The sequence below is a fragment of the Pannus brasiliensis CCIBt3594 genome (assembly GCF_036688125.1).
Lineage (GTDB): Bacteria > Cyanobacteriota > Cyanobacteriia > Cyanobacteriales > Microcystaceae > Pannus > Pannus brasiliensis.
On record NZ_JBAFSM010000003.1, the window covers coordinates 26,036 to 44,947 of the forward strand.

Sequence of the window (18,912 nt, forward strand, 5' to 3'; positions counted from 1 at the left end):
GCCGGATTTTTCCGAATCATCGATCTCGATCACTGCTGGCTAACACTAATCGGGGTTCCGTCGCGGAGATTGAGAATCTGGTCGATCGCGATCCGGTCTCCCGCTTTCACCCCGGAGAGTACCTGATAGGCTTGCCCTTGAATCGTCCCCACTTGAATGGGAACCTGTCGGACGACCAGACGCGATCCGGTGGTTTCCGCGGGCGTTGTCGTGTCTTTTTTCGCGTCTTTTTTCACGTCCCGCTGACCTTCCCCCGGTTTTTCCTCCGCGGCCACGAAGACGAATTTCTGGGTGCCGACGCTGGTAATCGCCTCGGTCGGGATTAAAAGCCCCGGTTTGCGATCCCAGATCACGCGGACGCGGGTGTACTGCCGGTCGCGTAAACTACCGTCGTTGGGGAAGGAGAATTTCACCAGTACCGATTGCGTGTCCCGCGAGACGGTGGGGGAGATGTAGGTGACTTGACCTTTTACCCCCGCGGAACCGTCTTTCTCGATCGTTTCCACGGGTAATCCCACCCGTAGACGCGATTGTAATTCGACCGGGATCTGCACGTTGAGATCGAGAACTTTATTATTGGTCAGGGTGGTTAATTCGCCCCCCACGGGAATGAAATCACCGACCTTTAACTGGTTGAAATCGCCGACCACGCCATCGATCGGCGCGACAATGGTATTAAACCGCAAATCCTGGCGGGTCGCGCCTAATTGCCCCTCGGCGTTGGCGATATCGGCTTTCCGGCTATTGACCGTGGCCAGCGCCGCCGCTACCTGTTCCTGGGAAGCCGACTCATTCCGGATCGCCACGTTTAACGCTTCTTTAGCGGCCTGTAGGCTCGCTCGGGCCGCCTCTACCTGTTGCCGGGCCGCGTCGCGATCTTGGGTGGCGGCGTTTAGTTCCGCTCGGGCCGCCCGGATGGTACGGGTTTTATTATCCAATTCCTGTTGCGATTGCGCCCCTTCGCGAACGAGAAATCTCGATCGCTCGTAATCTTTCTGGGCTAGATCGAGATTGGCTCTCGCTCTCTGTAAATCCGCTTCCCGAGAACTCAGCGTCGCCTGTTGGGTTTTAACGGTCGCTTCCGCGTTGGCCACCCCGGCCCGGCTTTGGGCGACTCGGGAACTTTCCGCGCTCGCTTGGGCTTGTTGTTGTCGGTACTGCGCTTCGGCGGTCACGAGATTCGCTTTCGCCGCGTTCATCTGTCCGATGCCCGCGTTGACCTGTTGTTGTTGCTGTTCGGACGTGAGTTGGGCGATTTTCTGCCCTCTTTTTACCTGGTCCCCTTCTTTCACGTAAATTGTCTGAATTCTGCCCTGTACCCGCGGGGCGACGGCGACTCTCTGCCGCGCTTCTAACGTTCCCACGTACTCGCTACTATCGATTAATAAGTCTCTCTCTAACGTTTGCAATTTGACCGGGATCGCGGGTGGGGCCGTGGCTTTCGGCGCTTCGGGAGCGCACCCACCGACCAGAAAAGAGAGCGCGATCGACGTTCCGAAAAATCCTGAAAAGCCAACAGATCGTGTATTCATCGTTCCAGTAAAACGCTTTTAAAGTAAAGAAATGTTAAGCGGCGAGAGAGATTCAGGAGGGAAGAAAAGCGATCGGTTATTTTGTCTCTTTAATTGTATCGAACCGGAGAGATTTGGGACCGGTTCGTAGTGTCGGGACGGAGGGGGTAGGGGAACCCGAGGAGGGGGAGAGATAGGGAGAGGGAGAGGGGAAAGGAGCGGGGGAGGGTGGGGCGGGAACGATGTTACAAGTTACCAACCGTTGCGCGAGGGTGGTATATTCTAGACGCGCGCCGGAGATCTGGTATTCCGATCGCAGGCTAGGGAGATGACCGCGGGGCGCGTCGAGGGAGTAATCGAGATTTTCTTTGAAAATAATCCAGTCATTGCCTTTTCGCCAGCCGACCCGATCGCCGAAAACCTGATAGTTCTCGATCGCGACCAACCGCCCCGGTTTATTACCCGTCTCGATAAAGATCTTGTACTGGGGACTGAAACCGAAACGACCGTTCGACGCTTCTTTCCAGAGATTATCGATCGTTTGTAAATCCCAACAGGCTAATTTTTGTAAATCTTCTAGAGTGAACCAGCCCTGACGCTCCCGCCCGGTCGCCCGCAAGATCAGATCTCGCGTCATATCGTTGGCCTGGCGCCATTGTTGTCGCTTCAGGAGATTCTGTAACCCGGCGTAATCGATGCCGGTGGTCGGGGATACGAGAGGGGTAGACGCGGGTTGAGAGACCGTCGGGGCGATCGAACCCAGGGATAGAGCGATCGACAGTAAGACCGTAAGTGTAGGCGAACCTTTTCTCATAACCCGTATCGATTAGCCTGAATAAATGGACGCGAAGAAATCCTAGAATAGCATAGACGAAATTTTGTCGCTTTTGAATTACCCCCGACCGGTATGGCTTTTACTTGGACTCGCAATCATATTTTAGGTTTGGCGGATTGGCAGGGCGAGGAATACCGAACCCTCCTACAAACGGCCTCCAGTTTCCGGGAAGTTCTCTCGCGACGCACGAAAAAAGTCCCCGCGCTTCAGGGACAGGTGGTGACGAATCTATTTTTTGAACCCTCGACGCGCACCCGAAGCAGTTTTGAACTGGCGGCCAAGCGCCTTTCGGCGGATGTTCTCAATTTCGCGCCCGGCAGTTCCAGTCTCACCAAAGGGGAAACGATTCTCGATACGGCGCTGACTTACGTGGCGATGGGAACGGATATTTTCGTGATCCGCCACGAGCGGGCCGGGGTTCCGGACACGATCGCCGCGGAGATGGATCGCCTAGAATCGGGAGTGAGTATCCTTAACGCGGGGGACGGACAGCACGAACACCCCTCCCAGGCGCTTCTCGACCTCTTTACCCTCTGCTGTCTCCTCGATGACGAGCATCCGCGTTTAGAGCTTTTAGAGGGCAAAAAAATCGCCATTGTCGGGGATATTTTACATTCGCGGGTCGCTCGATCGAATATCTGGAGTTTAACCGCGGCGGGAGCGGAGGTGCATCTCGCCGGGCCGCCGACGCTGTTACCGAAATATTTCGAGGCTTTCGACCGGGGCGATCGCCCCGGGAAATTATTCCTACACTGGGAGTTAGAACCGGCGCTAGAAAAGGCCGATTTCGTGATGACGCTACGACTCCAAAAAGAACGCATGACCGCGAATCTTCTCCCCAGTCTCCGCGAGTATCATCAACGTTTCGGCATCACCCGGCAGAGATTGAAAATGTGTAATTCGGGGGCGCGGGTACTACATCCGGGGCCGGTCAATCGCGGGGTAGAGATCAGTTCGGATCTCATGGACGATCCGCGGTTCAGCCTGATCTCGCAACAGGTAACGAGCGGGGTCGCGGTACGGATGGCGCTGTTATATTTAATCGGCAATTTAAAACAGGAGGCGGGCTAATAAGCGTGGAATTCAAAAATTGTCCCGTGGTTAGGGAGTCAGGAGTCAGGAGGCAGGAGCCAGGAGGAAGAATTTTACCGTTTATCCGTCCGTATCCCGGTTAGAATTCAAGAAAATCGGTGTAAGAGCGGGGAATTCGCGGAAGGTGATCGCTAACAATACGCTCTCTTCAAAAAAATCCCCATCCCGATCGGAAACGACGAAAAAAGGGTGGAACCCGTCCACCCTCTCGCGTTGATTAGACCTCGAAGATTTTGGAGGGAAATTATTCTATATTTCTCCTCCTAACTCCTGACTCCTAACTCCTAACTCCTAACTCCTGCCTCCTGGCTCCTGACTCCTGACTCCTGACTCCTGCCTCCTGTCTCCTGACTCCTGTCTCCTGTCTCCTGCCTCCTGCCTCCTGCCTCCTGCCTCCTGCCTCCTGCCTCCTGCCTCCTGCCTCCTGACTCCTGACTCCTGACTCCTCCCGATTATCGGTTCGCGGTGGTATCGATCGCTTTAATCTCCTCCTGTACCTTGCGTTGCTCGCGATTTAACTGCTTTTTCACCGGTTCCGGGAGTTGATCCTGTTTTTTCATCGCCCGATTGTAGTAATCTAGGGCTTGTTTGAGAGAATCGGCATTTTTGGCTTTATTACCCTGATTCCGAAGGATCTGACCCTTGAGGTACAGTAATTCCGGATTTTCGGGAGTGGCTTTCAGCGCGTTATCGATATACCGCAGGGCCGCGTCGTAGTTTTTCTCGTCGCGATAGGCCAGCGCGATCCCCCGATCGACGAGATAATCGGGACTAGCGTACTTTTCCAGGCGCTCGCGGGCCTGATCCGGACTGGCGAAAGGTAAATTCACCGCCAGCATCAGATCCATATACCCCTTGAGTAAATTCAACTCCGGATCGGTCGCGCCTAATTTTTCCGCGTTATCGAGATATTGAAACACTTGTTGCAGTCGGGGTAATGCCGAAACCGGCCCCTCGGTTTGAAAAACGTAAGTCCCCTCCAGAAAACTGCCCACCGCGAGATAGAGATTCGATCGCATGGGATCGATCGATTGCAATCCCCGCGCCGCGGCCGTGGTTTTCTCGGCGTAGGTTTTCAGCGTTTCCCAGTCCTTATCGGTGTAAGCGAGAGACGCGCGCATCGCGTGGGCTAACGGTTCGTTCGGTTCCTTTTCCGTCGCCTCGGTCACCAATCTCTTCGCGTCGGGATAATTGCCATCTTTAAAAATCGCGTTAAAAGCGGCCTCGGTTTTATCGCCGATCGGTTTCGGATTCGTCTTGCGGAAAGGATCGCCCGCGAACGCGGGATTCGTTAAACCGCCGACGAGCAGAGTCGTCACCAGAGAGACACCGAGCGCGATTTTTTTCGTCAAACGTATCCTCACAACCATAATCGAGAATCTCCAAAAGAAGCGATAAAATCTGTCACAATGGAAACGAGTATCAAGACCGAACCGGTCGTCATAACCGCGTTAAATGCTTTCCCTACAAAATGTCGTCTACCACCCTCCCGCTACCGTTACCCCGATCCTTCAGGGGATTAATCTGGAATTGGCCCCGCGAGAATTAGGATTGATCGTCGGCCCCAGTGGTTCCGGAAAAACCACCCTTTTGGAAATTCTAGCAGGGTTTGCCGATAAAACCGGGGGATCGATCTACTGGCGAGAGCAAGAATTATCGGTTCTCAGCTTACAACAGCTAGGGGGGATCGTTTTCCAGTTTCCCGAGCGCCATTTTTGCGGGAAAACGATTTTAGAAGAATTACGATTGGGACACCCGGAAATCGGGAGCGATCGCATTACCGACGCGTTAAAAGAAGTCGGTCTCGACGATATCCCCCTCAACACCTCCCCCCACGATCTCAGCGGGGGACAACAACGGCGCCTCTCCCTCGCGGTACAGTTAATCCGTCAACCGAATCTACTCCTTCTCGATGAACCGACCGCGGGACTCGATTGGTCGATGCGTCGTCAACTGGCGAAATTGTTGGCCAATCTCAAACAACATTGGACGCTGTTGGTAGTGAGTCACGACGCGGGAGAATTGATGAATATCGCCGATCGACAGTGGAAAATCGATCGGGGAAAATTACAAATCTTGAAATAAATGGAACATCTTCCCGAATTTTTCGATATCTGGCGCGATACCCTACAATGGCAACCGGACGAGGTTATCCAATCGCGATTCCGACAACTATTCGATCGCGTTTTAGAGGGCAATCAACGGCTAAATCTCACCCGGATTACCGAACCGCGGGAATTCTGGGAAAAACATCTCTGGGATTCCCTCTCCGGTCTAGCTTGGTTACAACGGGAGCGATCGGAATTCCTCGCGAAACCCCTCTCGGCGATCGATGTGGGAACCGGCGCGGGGTTCCCCGGTGTGCCGCTCGCGATCGTCTATCCCGATTGGAAGGTGACGTTACTGGACTCGACGCGCAAAAAAATCGATTTTCTCACCACCCTCACCGCGGAATTAGGTTTACAGAACACGCGAACCGTGGTAGGAAGAGCCGAAGCTGTCGGTAAAACGAAAGACCATCGATCGAGTTACGATCTCGTCTGTACCCGCGCCGTCGGTAACGCTTCCCTCTGCGCGAACTACGCTTTCCCGTTTTTAAAAGTCGGGGGAATCGCGATTCTCTACCGCGGTCTGTGGACGGAGGAAGAGACCGCCGCTTTAGAACCCACCGTCGCCGCTTTAGGCGGTAAAATCGAGAGAATCGAGGCTTTCCAGACCCCTCTTACCGGCGGGGTTCGTCACTGTATTTATCTGTCTAAACAGGAGGAAATCCGCGATCGATCGCTGAAATTGAAGGGGGCAGGAGGCGGAAGGCAGGAGATGGAAAGCGTGGAAAGTGTATTGTCAAAAGAAATTAACAATGAATAAGGTTATTTTTCGGATTTTAGCCGTTATATTGCTGTCGATCGCTCTAGTATTCCCAATATCCCCCGTTCTCGCCGAGAACGGGGCGCGACTGTTCGAGGTACATTGCGCGGGTTGCCATCCGAACGGGGGCAATATTATCCGACGGGGGAGAACCTTACAGATGAGAGATCTGAAAAAATTCCGGATGGACTCGGTGGAAGCGATCGGATTGATCGTCACCAACGGCAAAGGGGTAATGTCCGCATTCAAGGAGAAATTAACCCCCGCGGAGATCGAGGAAGTGGCTAGGTACGTCCTGCAAAGAGCGGGAGTGAACTGGGCAAAGTAACGGCGATCGTTTCCTCCCTCGGGGAAAACCTTTACAATAATATTTGTAAAGAAATATAAAGAATTATGAGCGATAAAGTCGTGCTGATCGTCGGGGCGACCGGTGGCATCGGATCGGCCCTAGCCCGAAAACTCGCGCCTACGGGGGCGAAATTAATTCTAACCGGGAAAAATCCCGAAAAATTAGCCGCTCTCGCCACGGAATTCCCCGGCGCGTTAACCGTTCCCACCGATATTACCGATCCCGAACAGGTGAACACGCTGATGGAGAAAATCGTCGCGACCGCCGGACGACTGGATGCGCTGGTGAACGCGGCCGGCGCGGGGGTGATGAAGCAGTACAACAAGATCGCGCCCGAAGATCTGGACAGAATGCTCGATTTGAATCTAAAAGGGAGCTTTTACACTTCTCAAGCGGCGGCTAACGTGATGAAGGACAATCGATCGGGCCATATCTGTAACGTGGTGGGAATTCTGGGGAAATACCCGATGGCGATGGCCGCCGCTTACTGCGCGTCGAAATACGGGGTTGTCGGTTTTAGCAAATGTCTCGCGGACGAGGTAAAACGCTACGGGATCAAGGTAACGTTATTTTATTTCGGTGGGGTCGATACGCCTTTCTGGGACGAGGTAAGTTTGAAGGTGGATCGATCGAAGATGTTAAACGCGTCCACCGCGGCCGACGCGATTTATTTCGCCCTAACCGCCGAACCGCAAGCCGTCCCCACGGAAATCACCATCCAGCCGGAAAGTCATTTATTTCTGTGATCGATCTCGAATCCGGAAATTCGATCGCTCCTTTACCATAACGTCGATCGATTTTCCGCTCCTGCCTCCTGCCTTCTGACTCCTATATCTATGCACATCGATTATATTCATTTCTACGTTCCCTCCGCGGTAGAGTGGCGGGATTGGTTCGTTCGGGTTATGGGATTTCACTCGATCGCCGGGGGGAGAAACGATCACACCGCGACGGAAATCGTCGGTAATGGATTCGATCGATCCCGTCCGGAAAGCGTCATTTTCGTTCTCTCTTCCCCGCTCGATTCGAGTAGTCCCGTAGCCCGATTTCTCGATACTTATCCTCCGGGGGTAGTCGATGTCGCTTTCTCGGTAACGGATTTAGAAAAGTTTGTATGGGAACATTCTCTAGAGGGACAAATTAAAGAATTCAATTTTCCCGACGGGAGAATGAAAACCCTATCGGTGAGAAGCATCGCCGATTTTCAGCACACCTTTATCGAGCGTCACGGTGAGACTCCGATTTTACCCGATATTTTCATAGAAAGCTCTTCAATCAAACCGATTGCCAGTACCGATTTTATCGGCATCGATCATATCGTGCTAAATGTTTTTCAAGGAGATTTAGAAAAAACGGCGAATTGGTACGAGAAATATTTAGGCTTTCAAAAAAAACAAAGATTCACGATCAAAACCGCTCGATCGGGTTTATACTCTCAGGTGATGGTACACCCGGAAAGCGGCGTACAGTTACCGATTAACGAACCGAGCGATCGAACCTCGCAGATCCAAGAATTTTTAGACATTAACAAAACCGCGGGAATCCAACATATCGCCTTAAAGACAAAAACGATCCCGCGAACCACCGAAAAGCTTAGGAGTGCTGGTTTATCCTTCCTAACCGTTCCGAAAAACTACTATCAAAAGTTAGAAAATAATGATTTATATCTACAATTTTCCCCCGAAGAATGGCGAGAGATTCAAGCGAGAGAAATTTTAATCGATGTCGAAAACGGGGGCGATCGCGCGGATCATTTCCGCGAATCCACCCTCTTACAGATCTTCACGAAACCGATTTTCGATCGGCCCACCTTCTTCTTTGAACTGATCGAGAGAAGACAGAACGCGCGGGGTTTCGGGGAGGGAAATTTTCAGGCTCTCTTCGAGGCGATCGAACGGGAACAGATCGCCAGGGGAGCGATCGAATAGCCTTGATGGAGGCAGGAGGCAGGAGGCAGGAGGCAGGAGGGATTTTGTACTACCTCCCAAAACTTTTCCCGGCCACCGGGGAGGCTTGTAACCCGTTGGTTCGCGGTCAGCCGTCAGAAATAACCGTTATTAGCAGGCTGTAGGGGCGCGAGGCTCGCGCCCCTACCGAGAATTGATAACCGATCGCTCTACTGGGCGAAACTGTCCGCGCTCAACGGAACCAGATCCCCGTGAATCGTCAAACCTAGTAACATCGGTTCGTCCGCTTGAATTAACTTGCCGGTGAGGGCGCAACTCTCATCTTTTCTAGCTGTAGCGTCGAAAGTCGCCCGGATATCGGCGGCACAAAAAGTAGGTCGGTAGTCGCCGGACTTCTGATGCACGAAATTCCAGAGAATATCGCGAATGAGGGCTTGATAGCCCTGATTACCCGAGAGTTCTTTTAATTTCTCCTTGAGAACCCTTTCCAGTCGGATACTCGTGACTTCCATCTCGGTGGTGGTGGTGCGCGCGATTGTCCGCATAATTTTTTCCTCCCAAAATACTAGACAGATTGGTATTACAAGTGTAGTATTAAAGAGTCGTCTTTCACAACTATCTCGCCTTCCGCCATGAAACCCTTATCCCTCGAACGTTCCCCCATCTGTTCCCGCCTCTCGGCCGCCGAGTGGCGAGGTACGGGCGCGGAGCGTTTTTCCGGTGGGATAGGACAAAATGGAAACCAAAATCTTCCTGTAGCCGGGAGATTTATTAGTATTCTCGTCCGAGATTATTTCCGGGGCGAGAGCGAGAAAGCGCCGAATTCGATGTATAAGCGGGAGGTACGGGACCCGATAGCCGTACCGATATAGGACTCCAAGATTCGATCGAGACCGAACCCCCGCTTCTACCCACCCGAAGCGGGGGTTTCGAGTATCTATCCCGATTCCTTTCCTAAAAACGAGAGAAAAGCCGTGAGCTACTCCCCTGAATCTTTGACTCGATCGGTAGTTGTTTTTTCCCGGAACTACCTTCCCATCAGCAACGTGGACACCCGCCGCGCCATCATCCTACTCGTCACCGGCAAGGCCGAACCGCTCGATTCCCTAGCCAGTACCTACCGCGAGGTGAAAGCGGCGAATTTCGTCCTACAGGTTCCCGATACGATCCGATTGACGGCCCGATCGCTCGAACGGTTCTGGAAACCCCCCGCGGTCAACCGTCGGGAAGTTCTCAAACGGGATAAATACCGGTGTCAATACTGCGGGTCCCGATCGAATCTGACGCTCGATCACATTTTCCCCCGATCGAGAGGCGGCCGGAACACCTGGGAAAACCTCGTCACCGCTTGCGAATCCTGTAACGGTTCCAAGGGCGATCGAACCCCGCGGGAAGCCGGAATGAGCTTGAAAAGCGTTCCCAAAGCGCCGATCCATCCCGCGATCCTCTTCGCCGAACAGTTCTGGCAAACCCGTTCCCCTTCTTAACCCTTCGCGGGCATTTTCGAGGAAATTCCCGCCACGACGCGCGAATAATGAACCTCTGGGTGATTTTCATGTTGAAATTAACGTATACGGAAAACGGTTTTCAGTTAGAGCGCCTGCCCGATTCGGTCGAGAAATGGGTGACGACGCGCGTGTTATTGGCCCTGCGTTCCGGGACTCGTTTGGGAGTCGAACCCAGCACGGCCTCGTTCTTACTGCCGGGGAATATTCCCTATCTCGCGGAGTTAGAAACCCTGATCGACGGGGAAAATTCTCCCGCGGTGGTTCTGGCCGGCCCTGACGCGGAGGCGATCGAGGTATGTTTACAGGGAACCTGGCTCGTTTTCGGCGAGGAGAGCGAAGAGGGGATTTTCGTCTGCGGTCTGAGCGATCGGGTGGAGTCTTTCCTCGATCGGGTCTGGAAAGAGTCGGAATTCGGCGCCTATGTCGTCAACGAGTAGATCGATCGGGGAGCGGGAACCGAAGAAGATCGACGTTCCCTTTCCCCGAGATCTTTGACACTATCCGTCGCTGGAGGTCTAAGAACTTAAAAAACTGAATTTTTACAAGATAAATAAGTTTTTCGGGGAATTTTGAGCTACATATCCCTGACTCCCGACTCCCGACTCCCGACTCCCGACTCCTGACTCCTGACTCCTGACTCCCTAACCACACGACAATTTTTGAATTCCGAGCGGTTGTCTCCTGATACTTTCGCCGCGAAATCGGGCAATCTAAAACTGAAAGAAGGTAATCTCTCGCGGAGGACATCCCCTTGGACGCGGCAAGCTCTCAAAAAATTCTCGGTTACTTCATCGAAGAATCGAAAGAACACCTAGAAACCATCGAACGGGGACTTTTAGACCTGGCGAATCTGGTTAACGACACGGAACAGATGAACGAGATGTTCCGCGCCGCTCACTCGGTTAAGGGGGGAGCGGCCATGTTGGGGTACAACAGTATTCAAAAAACCGCGCACCGTCTGGAAGACGCGTTCAAGATCCTCAAGGAAAATCGCGTATCGATCGATCAGAAATTAGAATCGCTCTTCCTCAAGGGCTACGATACCCTGAACGAGTTGATCGATAAGCTACAGGGGCCCTTCGGACTGCAAAACGAGGAGGCGAACGCGATCGTTTCCCGCGGGGAACCCACCTTCACGGAACTGCAAAACCATCTGAATTCCCTGCTGGCCGGGGAGAGCGCGCCAAGCGTCGTTCGCGAGTCCCCGAATGCCAAGATCCGGCAACTGCTCAAGCAAATGCTACAGGTTTTCAAACAGGGGGACAGCCCGGCCACCCGGCAACAGTTACAGCAGATCTGCGCGGGGTTGAACTCGATCGCTCCCTCGGAAACCCGCTGGCAAAATCTCGTCAACACGGCCAAACAGGCGATCGCCAACCCGAAACACTCGTACTACACCCTGGCTCCCGTGGTGATCGGGGAACTCAAGAAAGCCGGCGATCTTCTCGAACTCGATCGGGCCGCGGACATCACCACCGATAACGGCTTACAACAATTGGCCGGCGCCCGATCCCCCCATATCCTCGTTCCCCTCGAACCGAAAGCCCTGGCCGGGATGGTGTTAAAAATGTTCGACCGACAGCAGGTAGCGCAACTCGTGCAATTACTACAGACGGCCAAGTGAATCCCCGGCGATCTCGGTCGGGCGAGGAATCCGCGCCCCGGCGATCGGGCGATAGAATGACGGAATCCACGCCCGAGATCCCGTTCGATCGATATGGAAGTGTTCGTAATTTTCCGGTTCGCCGTCGCCGTCTCCGTTTCCAGTCTGATTTTCTGGACGCTCTGGAGCGCCCTGCGGGACGGTTTTCGGGTCGCCAGACGGATGCACGCTATCCCCTGCGCCCGCTGTCGCTATTTTACCAACGACTACCGACTCAAATGCCCCGTCCAACCGACGATCGCCAACACCGAAAAAGCGATCGACTGTCCCGATTATCGGAACTCCTGAACGGGAAAGCCCCCGAAAAGACCGCGTTTTTCCACTCTAGGAGCCACGAAATTTGTTAGTCTAAGCTAATAAGTTTAGAAGTTATAGAGAAGCGTGGACACAATCATAGGTCGGGGCAAAACAGCCCGTAGAGCTTACGGCATCGATGAAATCGCGCTCGTCCCCGGAGCGCGTACCCTAGATCCGAGTTTAGCCGATACCCGTTGGACGATCGGCACCGTCGAGCGCGAGATCCCGATTATCGCCAGCGCGATGGACGGGGTGGTAGACGCGCGGATGGCGGTTTTACTCTCCGAACTCGGCGCGCTCGGGGTGATGAACCTAGAAGGCATTCAAACCCGCTACGAGAATCCCGACCCGATCCTCGATCGCATCGCCTCGGTCGGTAAATCGGAATTCGTCGGCTTGATGCAGGAACTCTACGCGGAACCGATCAAACCGGAACTAATCGAGCGGCGCATCGCCGAAATCAAGGAAAAAGGCGCGATCGCGGCGGTCAGTCTCACCCCGGTCGGCGCGACGAGGTTCGCGGCCACGGTGGCCAAAGCGGGCGCGGATCTCCTTTTCATACAGGCGACGGTGGTTTCGACCGCGCATCTATCCCCGGAGTCAATTACTCCCCTCGATCTCGCGCGGTTGTGCGAGGAAATGCCCATGCCGGTCGTTCTCGGCAACTGCGTCACCTACGAGGTCGCTTTAAATCTGATGAAAACGGGCGCGGCGGCGGTTCTCGTCGGTATCGGGCCCGGCGCGGCCTGTACCTCCCGCGGCGTTCTCGGGGTCGGGGTTCCCCAGGCGACCGCGGTGGCCGATTGCGCCGCGGCCCGCGATGATTTCTATCGGGAAACCGGTAAGTACGTCCCGGTGATCGCCGACGGCGGTATTATCACGGGTGGGGACATCTGTAAATGTATCGCCTGTGGCGCGGACGCGGTAATGATCGGTTCGCCGATCGCCCGGGCCGCCGAAGCCCCCGGCCGCGGTTTCCACTGGGGGATGGCGACTCCTAGCCCGGTACTGCCCCGCGGAACCCGGATCAACGTGGGAACGACGGGAACGATCCGCGAGATCCTCACCGGCCCCGCGAAACTGGACGACGGAACCCACAACCTTCTCGGCGCGCTGAAAACCAGCATGGGAACCCTCGGCGCGAAGGATCTCAAGGAGATGCAACAGGTGGAAGTGGTGATCGCGCCCTCCCTACTCACCGAGGGCAAGGTCTACCAAAAAGCCCAGCAGTTAGGAATGGGTAAATAAGAAAAACAAGCGGGGATCTCGATCGAGATCCCCGTTTTTTTTGAACTACACGGTTATTTTTACGGACTCTAGAAAACCGGCGCTTGTTCCCGTGTTTTTACGGAGTTAATTTTTCGGGGCGTTACGCTGGGGAAAACGATCGATCTCGGCCGTTCCGTAGAAGAGGATCTGTTTATCCTTGACGCGAACCCGATCGACCCGTAACCGCGTACCGTCGAGGGCGAATTTGTCGAGATCCATCAGGTTATTAACGTGGGCGATTAACGCTTCGCCTAACGCTCTCGATCTGCTTGCAGCAGCGCTTCGCTCCCGCTCGTCCCCCTGATAGGTAACGTTAACGAATTGGATTTCTTTGCGATCTCTCACCTCGATCGAGGTGTTCATGTCCAGGGCGATCGGTTCGTCATCCCCCACCTTTACCGAACTTTTGAGCGTGATCGATCGATCGTCGTTGAGGATCATCTCGGTATTTTGAAAATAAAGCGATCGACCCTCGTACTGTAATTTCTGTAATTTATCGACAATAAACGGCGTATTGAAAGAAGTGGTCAGATCTTCCTCCGTCAAGACCACCCGCATGGTAGCCCGTGTCGGTTGGCGTAGTTTCACCTGACCGGTAAAGATCGCGCTGAAATCGATCGAGACCGCCTGGACGTACAGTTCCATCGCCTCGATCCGTAAACCGTTGTACATTAACATCGACGTGCCGATGAAGTCGAAACCGTCGATACTCCCCTGGAGGAGTTTGCCGATCGGTTCCGCTCGGACGGTAGCCGTAAGCTTGCCCGTCCGTTTGAAGAGGGCCGCGATCGCCGCGCTCACCGCTTTACTGATGAGTTGATCGCCGCTCTGATTGGGAAAAGGTAAGCTTCCAAACACGCCTGCTGTCATATCTCTACCGAGTTGGACTCACACGATCTTAACATTGTTTAATTTTTCTTTACACCCCGTCCTCTTAATGGTAGCGATAAGAGATTTGTATGGTTCTGTAGCCGGGATTAAGTTTTCGGGCTGATCCCCTACCGGGGGATAGTATAGGGAAGTGCTACTATAAGCAACATAGAGCTTTATCCTATAGCAAACGAGGGAAAGAACAGTGGTCGCGATCTCGGACAAACAACAGGTATCGGAGACCGGCGCGCGCGTCGATCGGGTCGCCGTGTTATTGATGGGATACGGGGAAGTGGAGAGTTACGAGGACTTCGCCAACTATAACGAACAAGCGTTGAATCTGCTTACCGCCAAATTCGCCCCCGTCCCGACGTGGGTTTATCCCCCCCTGGCGAAATTGCTGGCGATGTTCGACCTGCACGAGTGGCAACACCAGCACGATCACTTTATTTCCCCCCACAACCACATTTTCGAGCATCAACGCGAGGCGATCGAGCGGAACCTCCAAGCGCGGTGGGGCGATCGAATCCAGGTGTTCAAAGCGTTTAACTTCTGCGCTCCCTTCCTCCCCGCGCAGGTACTGGCGGAAATTCGCGAACAAGGATTCGAGAAAATCCTCATCTATCCCCTGCTCGTGGTCGATTCGATCTTTACCAGCGGCATAGCGATCGAGCAAGTGAATAAAGCCCTAGCCGAGACAGAAAACGATTCCGAACACTGGGTTAAAGGAATCCGCTATATTCCTTCGTTTTACAACCGTTCCGAATATATCGACCTGATGGCGAGTCTGGTGGAGGAAAAAATCGCCGCCGAGTTAGTCGGAAAATATCTCCCCTCGCAAATCGGCATCGTCTTGATGAATCACGGCTGTCCCCACGAAGCGAAGGGATTCACCTCCGGGATCGATGAAAGTCAAGCTCTCTACGAATTGGTACGGGAAAAATTAATCTATCGCTACCCCCTAATTTCCGTCGGTTGGCTGAATCATCAAACCCCGTTGATTAAGTGGACACAACCGAACGCCGAACTCGCGGGCAGAAATTTAATCGAACTGGGAGCGAAAGCGTTAATTTTCATGCCGATCGGCTTCGCTACCGAAAATCACGAGACATTACTCGATGTAGAACATATTATCGAGGGATTACGGAAAAAATATAGCGAGGTGAATTATATTCGGATGGATTGCGTCAACCATCGCCCCGAATTCTGCCGGATGGCCGCGGATTGGGCCGACGAACATATCGAAGCTCTCTTAACACAAGAAGCTCTTTCTGTCAATCCCTCTTTTTCCCTCCCGCGAGTCCAGCACGAACATCATCACCACCACCATCATCACAACGGACATCACCACCATTAAAACCCTGGAAAGACCGTAGGGTGGGCGCTCGCGAAGCGTAACCCGCCGAAAAGCGAGAGACAGGGGAAAAGGATCGAGGGGAAGAAATGAAAAGTCACCTTTTCCCTTTCCCTTTTCCCGAAAAAATCCCCTATCCCCACTTCTTCACCTTGTCGCTTTTCAAGCTATAATGTATAATCGTGCTTTCCTGGGTACGTAGCTCAATGGATAGAGCATCCGCCTTCTAAGCGGACGGTTGCAGGTTCGATCCCTGCCGTACCCGTTATCCGTGAATCGATCGAAAAAAAAACGCGGCTTTCACCGCGTCGATATTTATGAGGCTAAAACCATTACCGATAATTCGGGTTTTGAATATCGCGTAAGCGCGCTTCGGGGCGTTTAAAACGATCCATCTGCGCCTCGAAGAATTGACGGTTTTTCAGTAAATGTTTCGGGTTCGGATCGTCTAGGGGATAGAGTAACGCCGTCCGGAGTGCCTGAATAACCGCCGAGGTGACATTGTACATCGATCGCTGGAAAGTAATCCCCAACTGAATCAAAATATCATCCTCGCCGCGGCAGTGTTTTTGATAGTAATCGATCAGGTATTGCGGGAGGAAATGATACATATCATCCATCAACAACGTCGGCGGAATTCCCGCGGTTCCCACCGGGAAAACATCCGCGTAGAGAATGCCGTAATGGAAATCTTTCTGTTCGTCGGGAACCTGTTTCGCCTGCGCGTTATAGGACTTCGTGCCGCGGAAAGGAGCGGTACGGTAGAAAACCGCTTCCACGTAGGGTAAAGCCGCCTCGTATAGCCAGGTAAAACCCTTCGATTTGGGGATGATCTCGTAACACTGACCGTCTATATAAACGTGGTGGTAAATCGGACGGCCGGCGATCGCGAAAATGCCGTTGACGAGAAAATTCATCGCGTCGGGAACGCCTTTAAAGCCCCCCTCATCGTAAATATCCGACATCTCGAAAAAGACGGGAGCCATCACTTCCCAGAAAAGTCCCAGATTGGAGTAATAGGACATCATCCGCACCTGTTCGAGGAACATATCGGGGAAGAGGTTATAAAGTCCCATCATCGCGGGATTTTTCTTAAAATAAGCGCGAATAGCCCGATCGGCATTCTGGCGGTATTCTTCCGAATCGAGGTACGCGTCGAATAATCCCCAACCCATATCGCGACCGTGCCAGAGCATCGCCTGCATACACGCTTCGGCGAACTCCATATTAATGCGATCGTGCCAGAGATGGTGGGCGAGTTTCGACATTTTCATGGTCTTACCCTTGGCCATGAATTCTAAGAGTTCCGGATGAGCCGAACCCGTCCCGCGCCAGATTCTCAGATCCGCGTTATCGCCCGCGTAGTGATTCTGTAAATCGAGATATTCTTGCGGTAGGAAGTATTTAAAAAAGGGCAGAGGATCGAGAAACACCCGCTCGGCAATATAGAGCAGATCGCGCCAGTAAAAATCCATCGGCACGGCATACGCTTTATAAATGCCGATGATCTGCATCAGGTTTTCGGGAGTATCGGGTAACATCGATCCCCCCGCCTCTAAACGGTGAATAATATCGGCGAATTCGTGGGTGGAAGGGGGTAGTTTCGCTTTAATTAGTGTCGCGGTCATAGGTTTATCCCGGAGTAGATACGTTGAAAAGAGGTAAAAAAGTCAGGCATCAGGAGTAGTCTGTAATCTGTAGGTTGGGTTGAACGAAGTGAAACCCAACAGCCGAGAGGGATAGGATTGGGTCTCGTCATCTCAACCCAACCTACTAAGTCTCCAGGGTTTCGAGAGTTTTGTCAGTCAATCAGCCTCTATGACTTTTTCCCCGGAGTGAGCCAATTTAGTGACGGGAAGGTGGGTTTCTTTTCGGATTGTTTGACGATGACCCGCGGGGTGGATTGACCGGGGATCGTTGCCGCCATCGCGTTGGTGGTCGGTTCGATCCAATGTACTAAATAATTCGGTTGAACCCCGAGAAAAATGATCGCGACCATTAATACCAAAGCGGGAATCGTTTCCGATTTGAATACTTTCGGATAGTAGGCGAGCTTGTTATCCAGTTTCCCGAAACAGGTACGGTTCAGGAGGATGACGAAGTAAACCGCCGTTAAACCGGACGCGATGATGCAGAGAATGGTCTGGATGGGGAAACGGGAGAAACTGCCCTGGAAGACGATAAATTCCGCCACGAAACCGACTAGGCCGGGGATGCCCGCGCTGGCCATTCCCGCGAGAATTAACAGGGCGCTGACGAGGGGTAAGCCGCGAATCGGGTTCATTAAACCGTTGAGAACGTCGAGATCCCGCGTTCCCGCCTTGCGTTCGACGATGCCGACGAGGTAGAACAGTAGGGCGAGGATTAAACCGTGACTGATCATCTGGGAGACCGCGCCGAGGACGCTTAACTGACTACCGGCCGCCGCCGCCACGAGGATATAACCCATGTGTCCGATCGAACTATAGGCGACCATCCGTTTAATATCCCGTTGGGCGATGGCGCTCAGGGCCCCGTAAATCACGCTCACCACGCCGATAATCGCCAGTCCGGGGCCGACTAACGCCCAGGTATCGGGGAATAACTGTAAACCGAAGCGAACTAACCCGTAAGTACCGAGTTTCGCCAGAATCCCCCCGAGTAAAATGGCCGTGGCGGGCGAGGCTTCGGTATACGCGTCCGGTAGCCAGGTATGTAGGGGAACGAGGGGAATTTTGATGCCGAATCCTAATAATAGGAAGGTTAAGAGAATTAGCTGACTATTTTGCGAGAAATTTTCCGTAGAAATCGTGGAATACTCGAAATTGCCGCCGTCGAGGAAACCGATTCCCAGGAAACCCGCGAGGACGAGTAGCCCGGATAGCGCGGTGTAGAGGAGGAATTTAATCGAGGCGTAGCCCCGTTTCTCGCCCCCCCAAATGGCGATCATTAAATAGAAAGGGATTAATTCGAGTTCGTAAAAGACGATAAATAAAAGCAGGTTTTTGGCCATCAACGCCCCGGAAATCCCCGCGTTAATGAGGAGGATCAGGGAGTAGTAAAGACGGGGCCGATCGATCTTCTCTTCCGTTGCATAAATAGCGATTCCTGTCAAGAGACAATTTAAAATGAGTAACGGGAGGGAGAGGCCATCGATGCCGAGATGGTAGCTCAGGCCGATCGGTTTGGCCCATTCCAGGTACTCGGAAAACTGGAAACCGGCGTTGGTGATATCGAAGCGGGAGAGTAGGTACAGTGACCAAACGAGGGCTGCGCCGATAAACCAGAGGGTAATCTGGCGAGATTTGGCGGGAAATAATTTATCGGGAAAGAAACCGACGATAATCGCTCCGATAATCGGGAGCCAGAGTAGGGTACTGAGCATAGGGGTCGATCGTGGTAAAAAACAA

General features: G+C 53.2%; 20 protein-coding genes and 1 tRNA gene. 13 read left to right on the top strand and 8 right to left on the bottom strand.

The window, feature by feature from the left end:
- Positions 1 to 29 precede the first annotated feature (29 nt).
- Together V0288_RS02300 and V0288_RS02305 are read right to left on the bottom strand one after the other, a co-directional pair.
- A complete protein-coding gene (locus V0288_RS02300; protein WP_332863394.1) occupies positions 30 to 1,532 on the bottom strand; it encodes an efflux RND transporter periplasmic adaptor subunit in 1,503 nt (500 codons plus the stop codon).
- Positions 1,533 to 1,608: 76 nt separating this feature from the next.
- Complete coding sequence (locus V0288_RS02305) at positions 1,609 to 2,325, bottom strand: GUN4 domain-containing protein (protein ID WP_332863395.1); 717 nt, start codon at positions 2,323 to 2,325, stop codon at positions 1,609 to 1,611.
- A 93-nt stretch (positions 2,326 to 2,418) separates the two neighbouring features.
- On the opposite strand from V0288_RS02305, the gene V0288_RS02310 reads away from it, so the two are divergent.
- A complete protein-coding gene (locus V0288_RS02310) occupies positions 2,419 to 3,417 on the top strand; it encodes an aspartate carbamoyltransferase catalytic subunit (protein WP_332863396.1) in 999 nt (332 codons plus the stop codon).
- 473 nt (positions 3,418 to 3,890) lie between these two features.
- Here V0288_RS02310 and V0288_RS02315 read toward each other — a convergent pair whose 3' ends face one another.
- The gene (locus V0288_RS02315) at positions 3,891 to 4,808 is read right to left on the bottom strand and encodes a Sll0314/Alr1548 family TPR repeat-containing protein (RefSeq protein WP_332863397.1); all 918 of its coding nucleotides are present in this window, start codon (positions 4,806 to 4,808) and stop codon (positions 3,891 to 3,893) included.
- Positions 4,809 to 4,893: 85 nt separating this feature from the next.
- Here V0288_RS02315 and V0288_RS02320 point away from each other — a divergent pair, with 85 nt between their 5' ends.
- From V0288_RS02320 to hppD, 5 genes are all read left to right on the top strand, one after another.
- On the top strand, positions 4,894 to 5,523 hold the full coding sequence (locus tag V0288_RS02320) for an ABC transporter ATP-binding protein (RefSeq protein ID WP_332863398.1): 630 nt from the start codon (positions 4,894 to 4,896) through the stop codon (positions 5,521 to 5,523).
- The gene (rsmG, locus tag V0288_RS02325) at positions 5,524 to 6,306 is read left to right on the top strand and encodes a 16S rRNA (guanine(527)-N(7))-methyltransferase RsmG (protein WP_332863399.1); all 783 of its coding nucleotides are present in this window, start codon (positions 5,524 to 5,526) and stop codon (positions 6,304 to 6,306) included. It abuts the gene before it with no gap.
- On the top strand, positions 6,299 to 6,634 hold the full coding sequence (locus V0288_RS02330) for a c-type cytochrome (RefSeq protein WP_332863400.1): 336 nt from the start codon (positions 6,299 to 6,301) through the stop codon (positions 6,632 to 6,634). The genes rsmG and V0288_RS02330 overlap by 8 nt, the downstream gene beginning before the upstream one ends.
- A 65-nt stretch (positions 6,635 to 6,699) precedes the next feature.
- Positions 6,700 to 7,401 carry an SDR family oxidoreductase gene (locus V0288_RS02335; RefSeq protein ID WP_332863401.1) on the top strand — a complete coding sequence of 234 codons (702 nt, stop codon included), beginning with the start codon at positions 6,700 to 6,702 and terminating at the stop codon, positions 7,399 to 7,401.
- Between the two features lie 90 nt (positions 7,402 to 7,491).
- Positions 7,492 to 8,583 carry a 4-hydroxyphenylpyruvate dioxygenase gene (hppD, locus tag V0288_RS02340; RefSeq protein ID WP_332863402.1) on the top strand — a complete coding sequence of 364 codons (1,092 nt, stop codon included), beginning with the start codon at positions 7,492 to 7,494 and terminating at the stop codon, positions 8,581 to 8,583.
- A gap of 188 nt (positions 8,584 to 8,771) precedes the next feature.
- Here the strand turns inward: hppD and V0288_RS02345 are convergent, their stop codons facing one another.
- Entirely contained in the window at positions 8,772 to 9,107 is a 336-nt protein-coding gene (locus tag V0288_RS02345; RefSeq protein WP_332863403.1) for a hypothetical protein, read from the bottom strand.
- A gap of 429 nt (positions 9,108 to 9,536) precedes the next feature.
- Here V0288_RS02345 and V0288_RS02350 point away from each other — a divergent pair, with 429 nt between their 5' ends.
- Both V0288_RS02350 and V0288_RS02355 read left to right on the top strand, forming a co-directional pair.
- Positions 9,537 to 10,049, top strand: a complete 513-nt coding sequence (locus V0288_RS02350; RefSeq protein WP_332863404.1) for an HNH endonuclease — start codon at positions 9,537 to 9,539, stop codon at positions 10,047 to 10,049.
- A 47-nt stretch (positions 10,050 to 10,096) separates the two neighbouring features.
- On the top strand, positions 10,097 to 10,507 hold the full coding sequence (locus V0288_RS02355; RefSeq protein WP_332863405.1) for an alr0857 family protein: 411 nt from the start codon (positions 10,097 to 10,099) through the stop codon (positions 10,505 to 10,507).
- A gap of 137 nt (positions 10,508 to 10,644) precedes the next feature.
- Here V0288_RS02355 and V0288_RS02360 read toward each other — a convergent pair whose 3' ends face one another.
- On the bottom strand, positions 10,645 to 10,842 hold the full coding sequence (locus V0288_RS02360) for a hypothetical protein (RefSeq protein ID WP_332863406.1): 198 nt from the start codon (positions 10,840 to 10,842) through the stop codon (positions 10,645 to 10,647).
- Here V0288_RS02360 and V0288_RS02365 point away from each other — a divergent pair.
- From V0288_RS02365 to V0288_RS02375, 3 genes are all read left to right on the top strand, one after another.
- A complete protein-coding gene (locus V0288_RS02365; protein ID WP_332863407.1) occupies positions 10,822 to 11,694 on the top strand; it encodes an Hpt domain-containing protein in 873 nt (290 codons plus the stop codon). The two genes, V0288_RS02360 and V0288_RS02365, sit on opposite strands and share 21 nt — an antisense overlap.
- Positions 11,695 to 11,787: 93 nt before the next feature.
- On the top strand, positions 11,788 to 12,021 hold the full coding sequence (locus V0288_RS02370; RefSeq protein ID WP_332863408.1) for a hypothetical protein: 234 nt from the start codon (positions 11,788 to 11,790) through the stop codon (positions 12,019 to 12,021).
- A gap of 93 nt (positions 12,022 to 12,114) precedes the next feature.
- Positions 12,115 to 13,278: a GuaB3 family IMP dehydrogenase-related protein gene (locus V0288_RS02375; RefSeq protein ID WP_332863409.1), complete on the top strand. Its 1,164-nt coding sequence runs from the start codon at positions 12,115 to 12,117 to the stop codon at positions 13,276 to 13,278.
- 105 nt (positions 13,279 to 13,383) lie between these two features.
- Here the strand turns inward: V0288_RS02375 and V0288_RS02380 are convergent, their stop codons facing one another.
- A complete protein-coding gene (locus V0288_RS02380) occupies positions 13,384 to 14,169 on the bottom strand; it encodes an LmeA family phospholipid-binding protein (protein ID WP_332863410.1) in 786 nt (261 codons plus the stop codon).
- Positions 14,170 to 14,374: 205 nt separating this feature from the next.
- On the opposite strand from V0288_RS02380, the gene V0288_RS02385 reads away from it, so the two are divergent.
- Positions 14,375 to 15,526, top strand: coding sequence for a ferrochelatase (locus tag V0288_RS02385; RefSeq protein ID WP_332863411.1), 1,152 nt, complete (start codon positions 14,375 to 14,377; stop codon positions 15,524 to 15,526).
- Positions 15,527 to 15,715: 189 nt separating this feature from the next.
- Positions 15,716 to 15,788, top strand: a tRNA-Arg gene (locus tag V0288_RS02390).
- A 67-nt stretch (positions 15,789 to 15,855) separates the two neighbouring features.
- Here the strand turns inward: V0288_RS02390 and V0288_RS02395 are convergent.
- Both V0288_RS02395 and V0288_RS02400 read right to left on the bottom strand, forming a co-directional pair.
- Entirely contained in the window at positions 15,856 to 17,151 is a 1,296-nt protein-coding gene (locus V0288_RS02395; RefSeq protein WP_332863412.1) for a CO2 hydration protein, read from the bottom strand.
- Positions 17,152 to 17,339: 188 nt separating this feature from the next.
- Entirely contained in the window at positions 17,340 to 18,887 is a 1,548-nt protein-coding gene (locus tag V0288_RS02400) for an NADH-quinone oxidoreductase subunit M (protein WP_332863413.1), read from the bottom strand.
- Positions 18,888 to 18,912 lie beyond the last annotated feature (25 nt).

Bases quoted from the DNA above. Each gene is read 5' to 3' on its own strand.
- V0288_RS02335 (WP_332863401.1), top strand. From the start codon at position 6,700: ATGAGCGATAAAGTCGTGCTGATCGTCGGGGCGACCGGTGGCATCGGA.
- V0288_RS02320 (WP_332863398.1), top strand. From the start codon at position 4,894: ATGCTTTCCCTACAAAATGTCGTCTACCACCCTCCCGCTACCGTTACC.
- V0288_RS02355 (WP_332863405.1), top strand. From the start codon at position 10,097: ATGAACCTCTGGGTGATTTTCATGTTGAAATTAACGTATACGGAAAAC.
- rsmG (WP_332863399.1), top strand. From the start codon at position 5,524: ATGGAACATCTTCCCGAATTTTTCGATATCTGGCGCGATACCCTACAA.
- V0288_RS02300 (WP_332863394.1), bottom strand. From the start codon at position 1,532: ATGAATACACGATCTGTTGGCTTTTCAGGATTTTTCGGAACGTCGATC.
- V0288_RS02330 (WP_332863400.1), top strand. From the start codon at position 6,299: ATGAATAAGGTTATTTTTCGGATTTTAGCCGTTATATTGCTGTCGATC.
- V0288_RS02370 (WP_332863408.1), top strand. From the start codon at position 11,788: ATGGAAGTGTTCGTAATTTTCCGGTTCGCCGTCGCCGTCTCCGTTTCC.
- V0288_RS02310 (WP_332863396.1), top strand. From the start codon at position 2,419: ATGGCTTTTACTTGGACTCGCAATCATATTTTAGGTTTGGCGGATTGG.
- hppD (WP_332863402.1), top strand. From the start codon at position 7,492: ATGCACATCGATTATATTCATTTCTACGTTCCCTCCGCGGTAGAGTGG.
- V0288_RS02345 (WP_332863403.1), bottom strand. From the start codon at position 9,107: ATGCGGACAATCGCGCGCACCACCACCACCGAGATGGAAGTCACGAGT.
- V0288_RS02400 (WP_332863413.1), bottom strand. From the start codon at position 18,887: ATGCTCAGTACCCTACTCTGGCTCCCGATTATCGGAGCGATTATCGTC.
- V0288_RS02395 (WP_332863412.1), bottom strand. From the start codon at position 17,151: ATGACCGCGACACTAATTAAAGCGAAACTACCCCCTTCCACCCACGAA.
- V0288_RS02315 (WP_332863397.1), bottom strand. From the start codon at position 4,808: ATGGTTGTGAGGATACGTTTGACGAAAAAAATCGCGCTCGGTGTCTCT.
- V0288_RS02380 (WP_332863410.1), bottom strand. From the start codon at position 14,169: ATGACAGCAGGCGTGTTTGGAAGCTTACCTTTTCCCAATCAGAGCGGC.
- V0288_RS02305 (WP_332863395.1), bottom strand. From the start codon at position 2,325: ATGAGAAAAGGTTCGCCTACACTTACGGTCTTACTGTCGATCGCTCTA.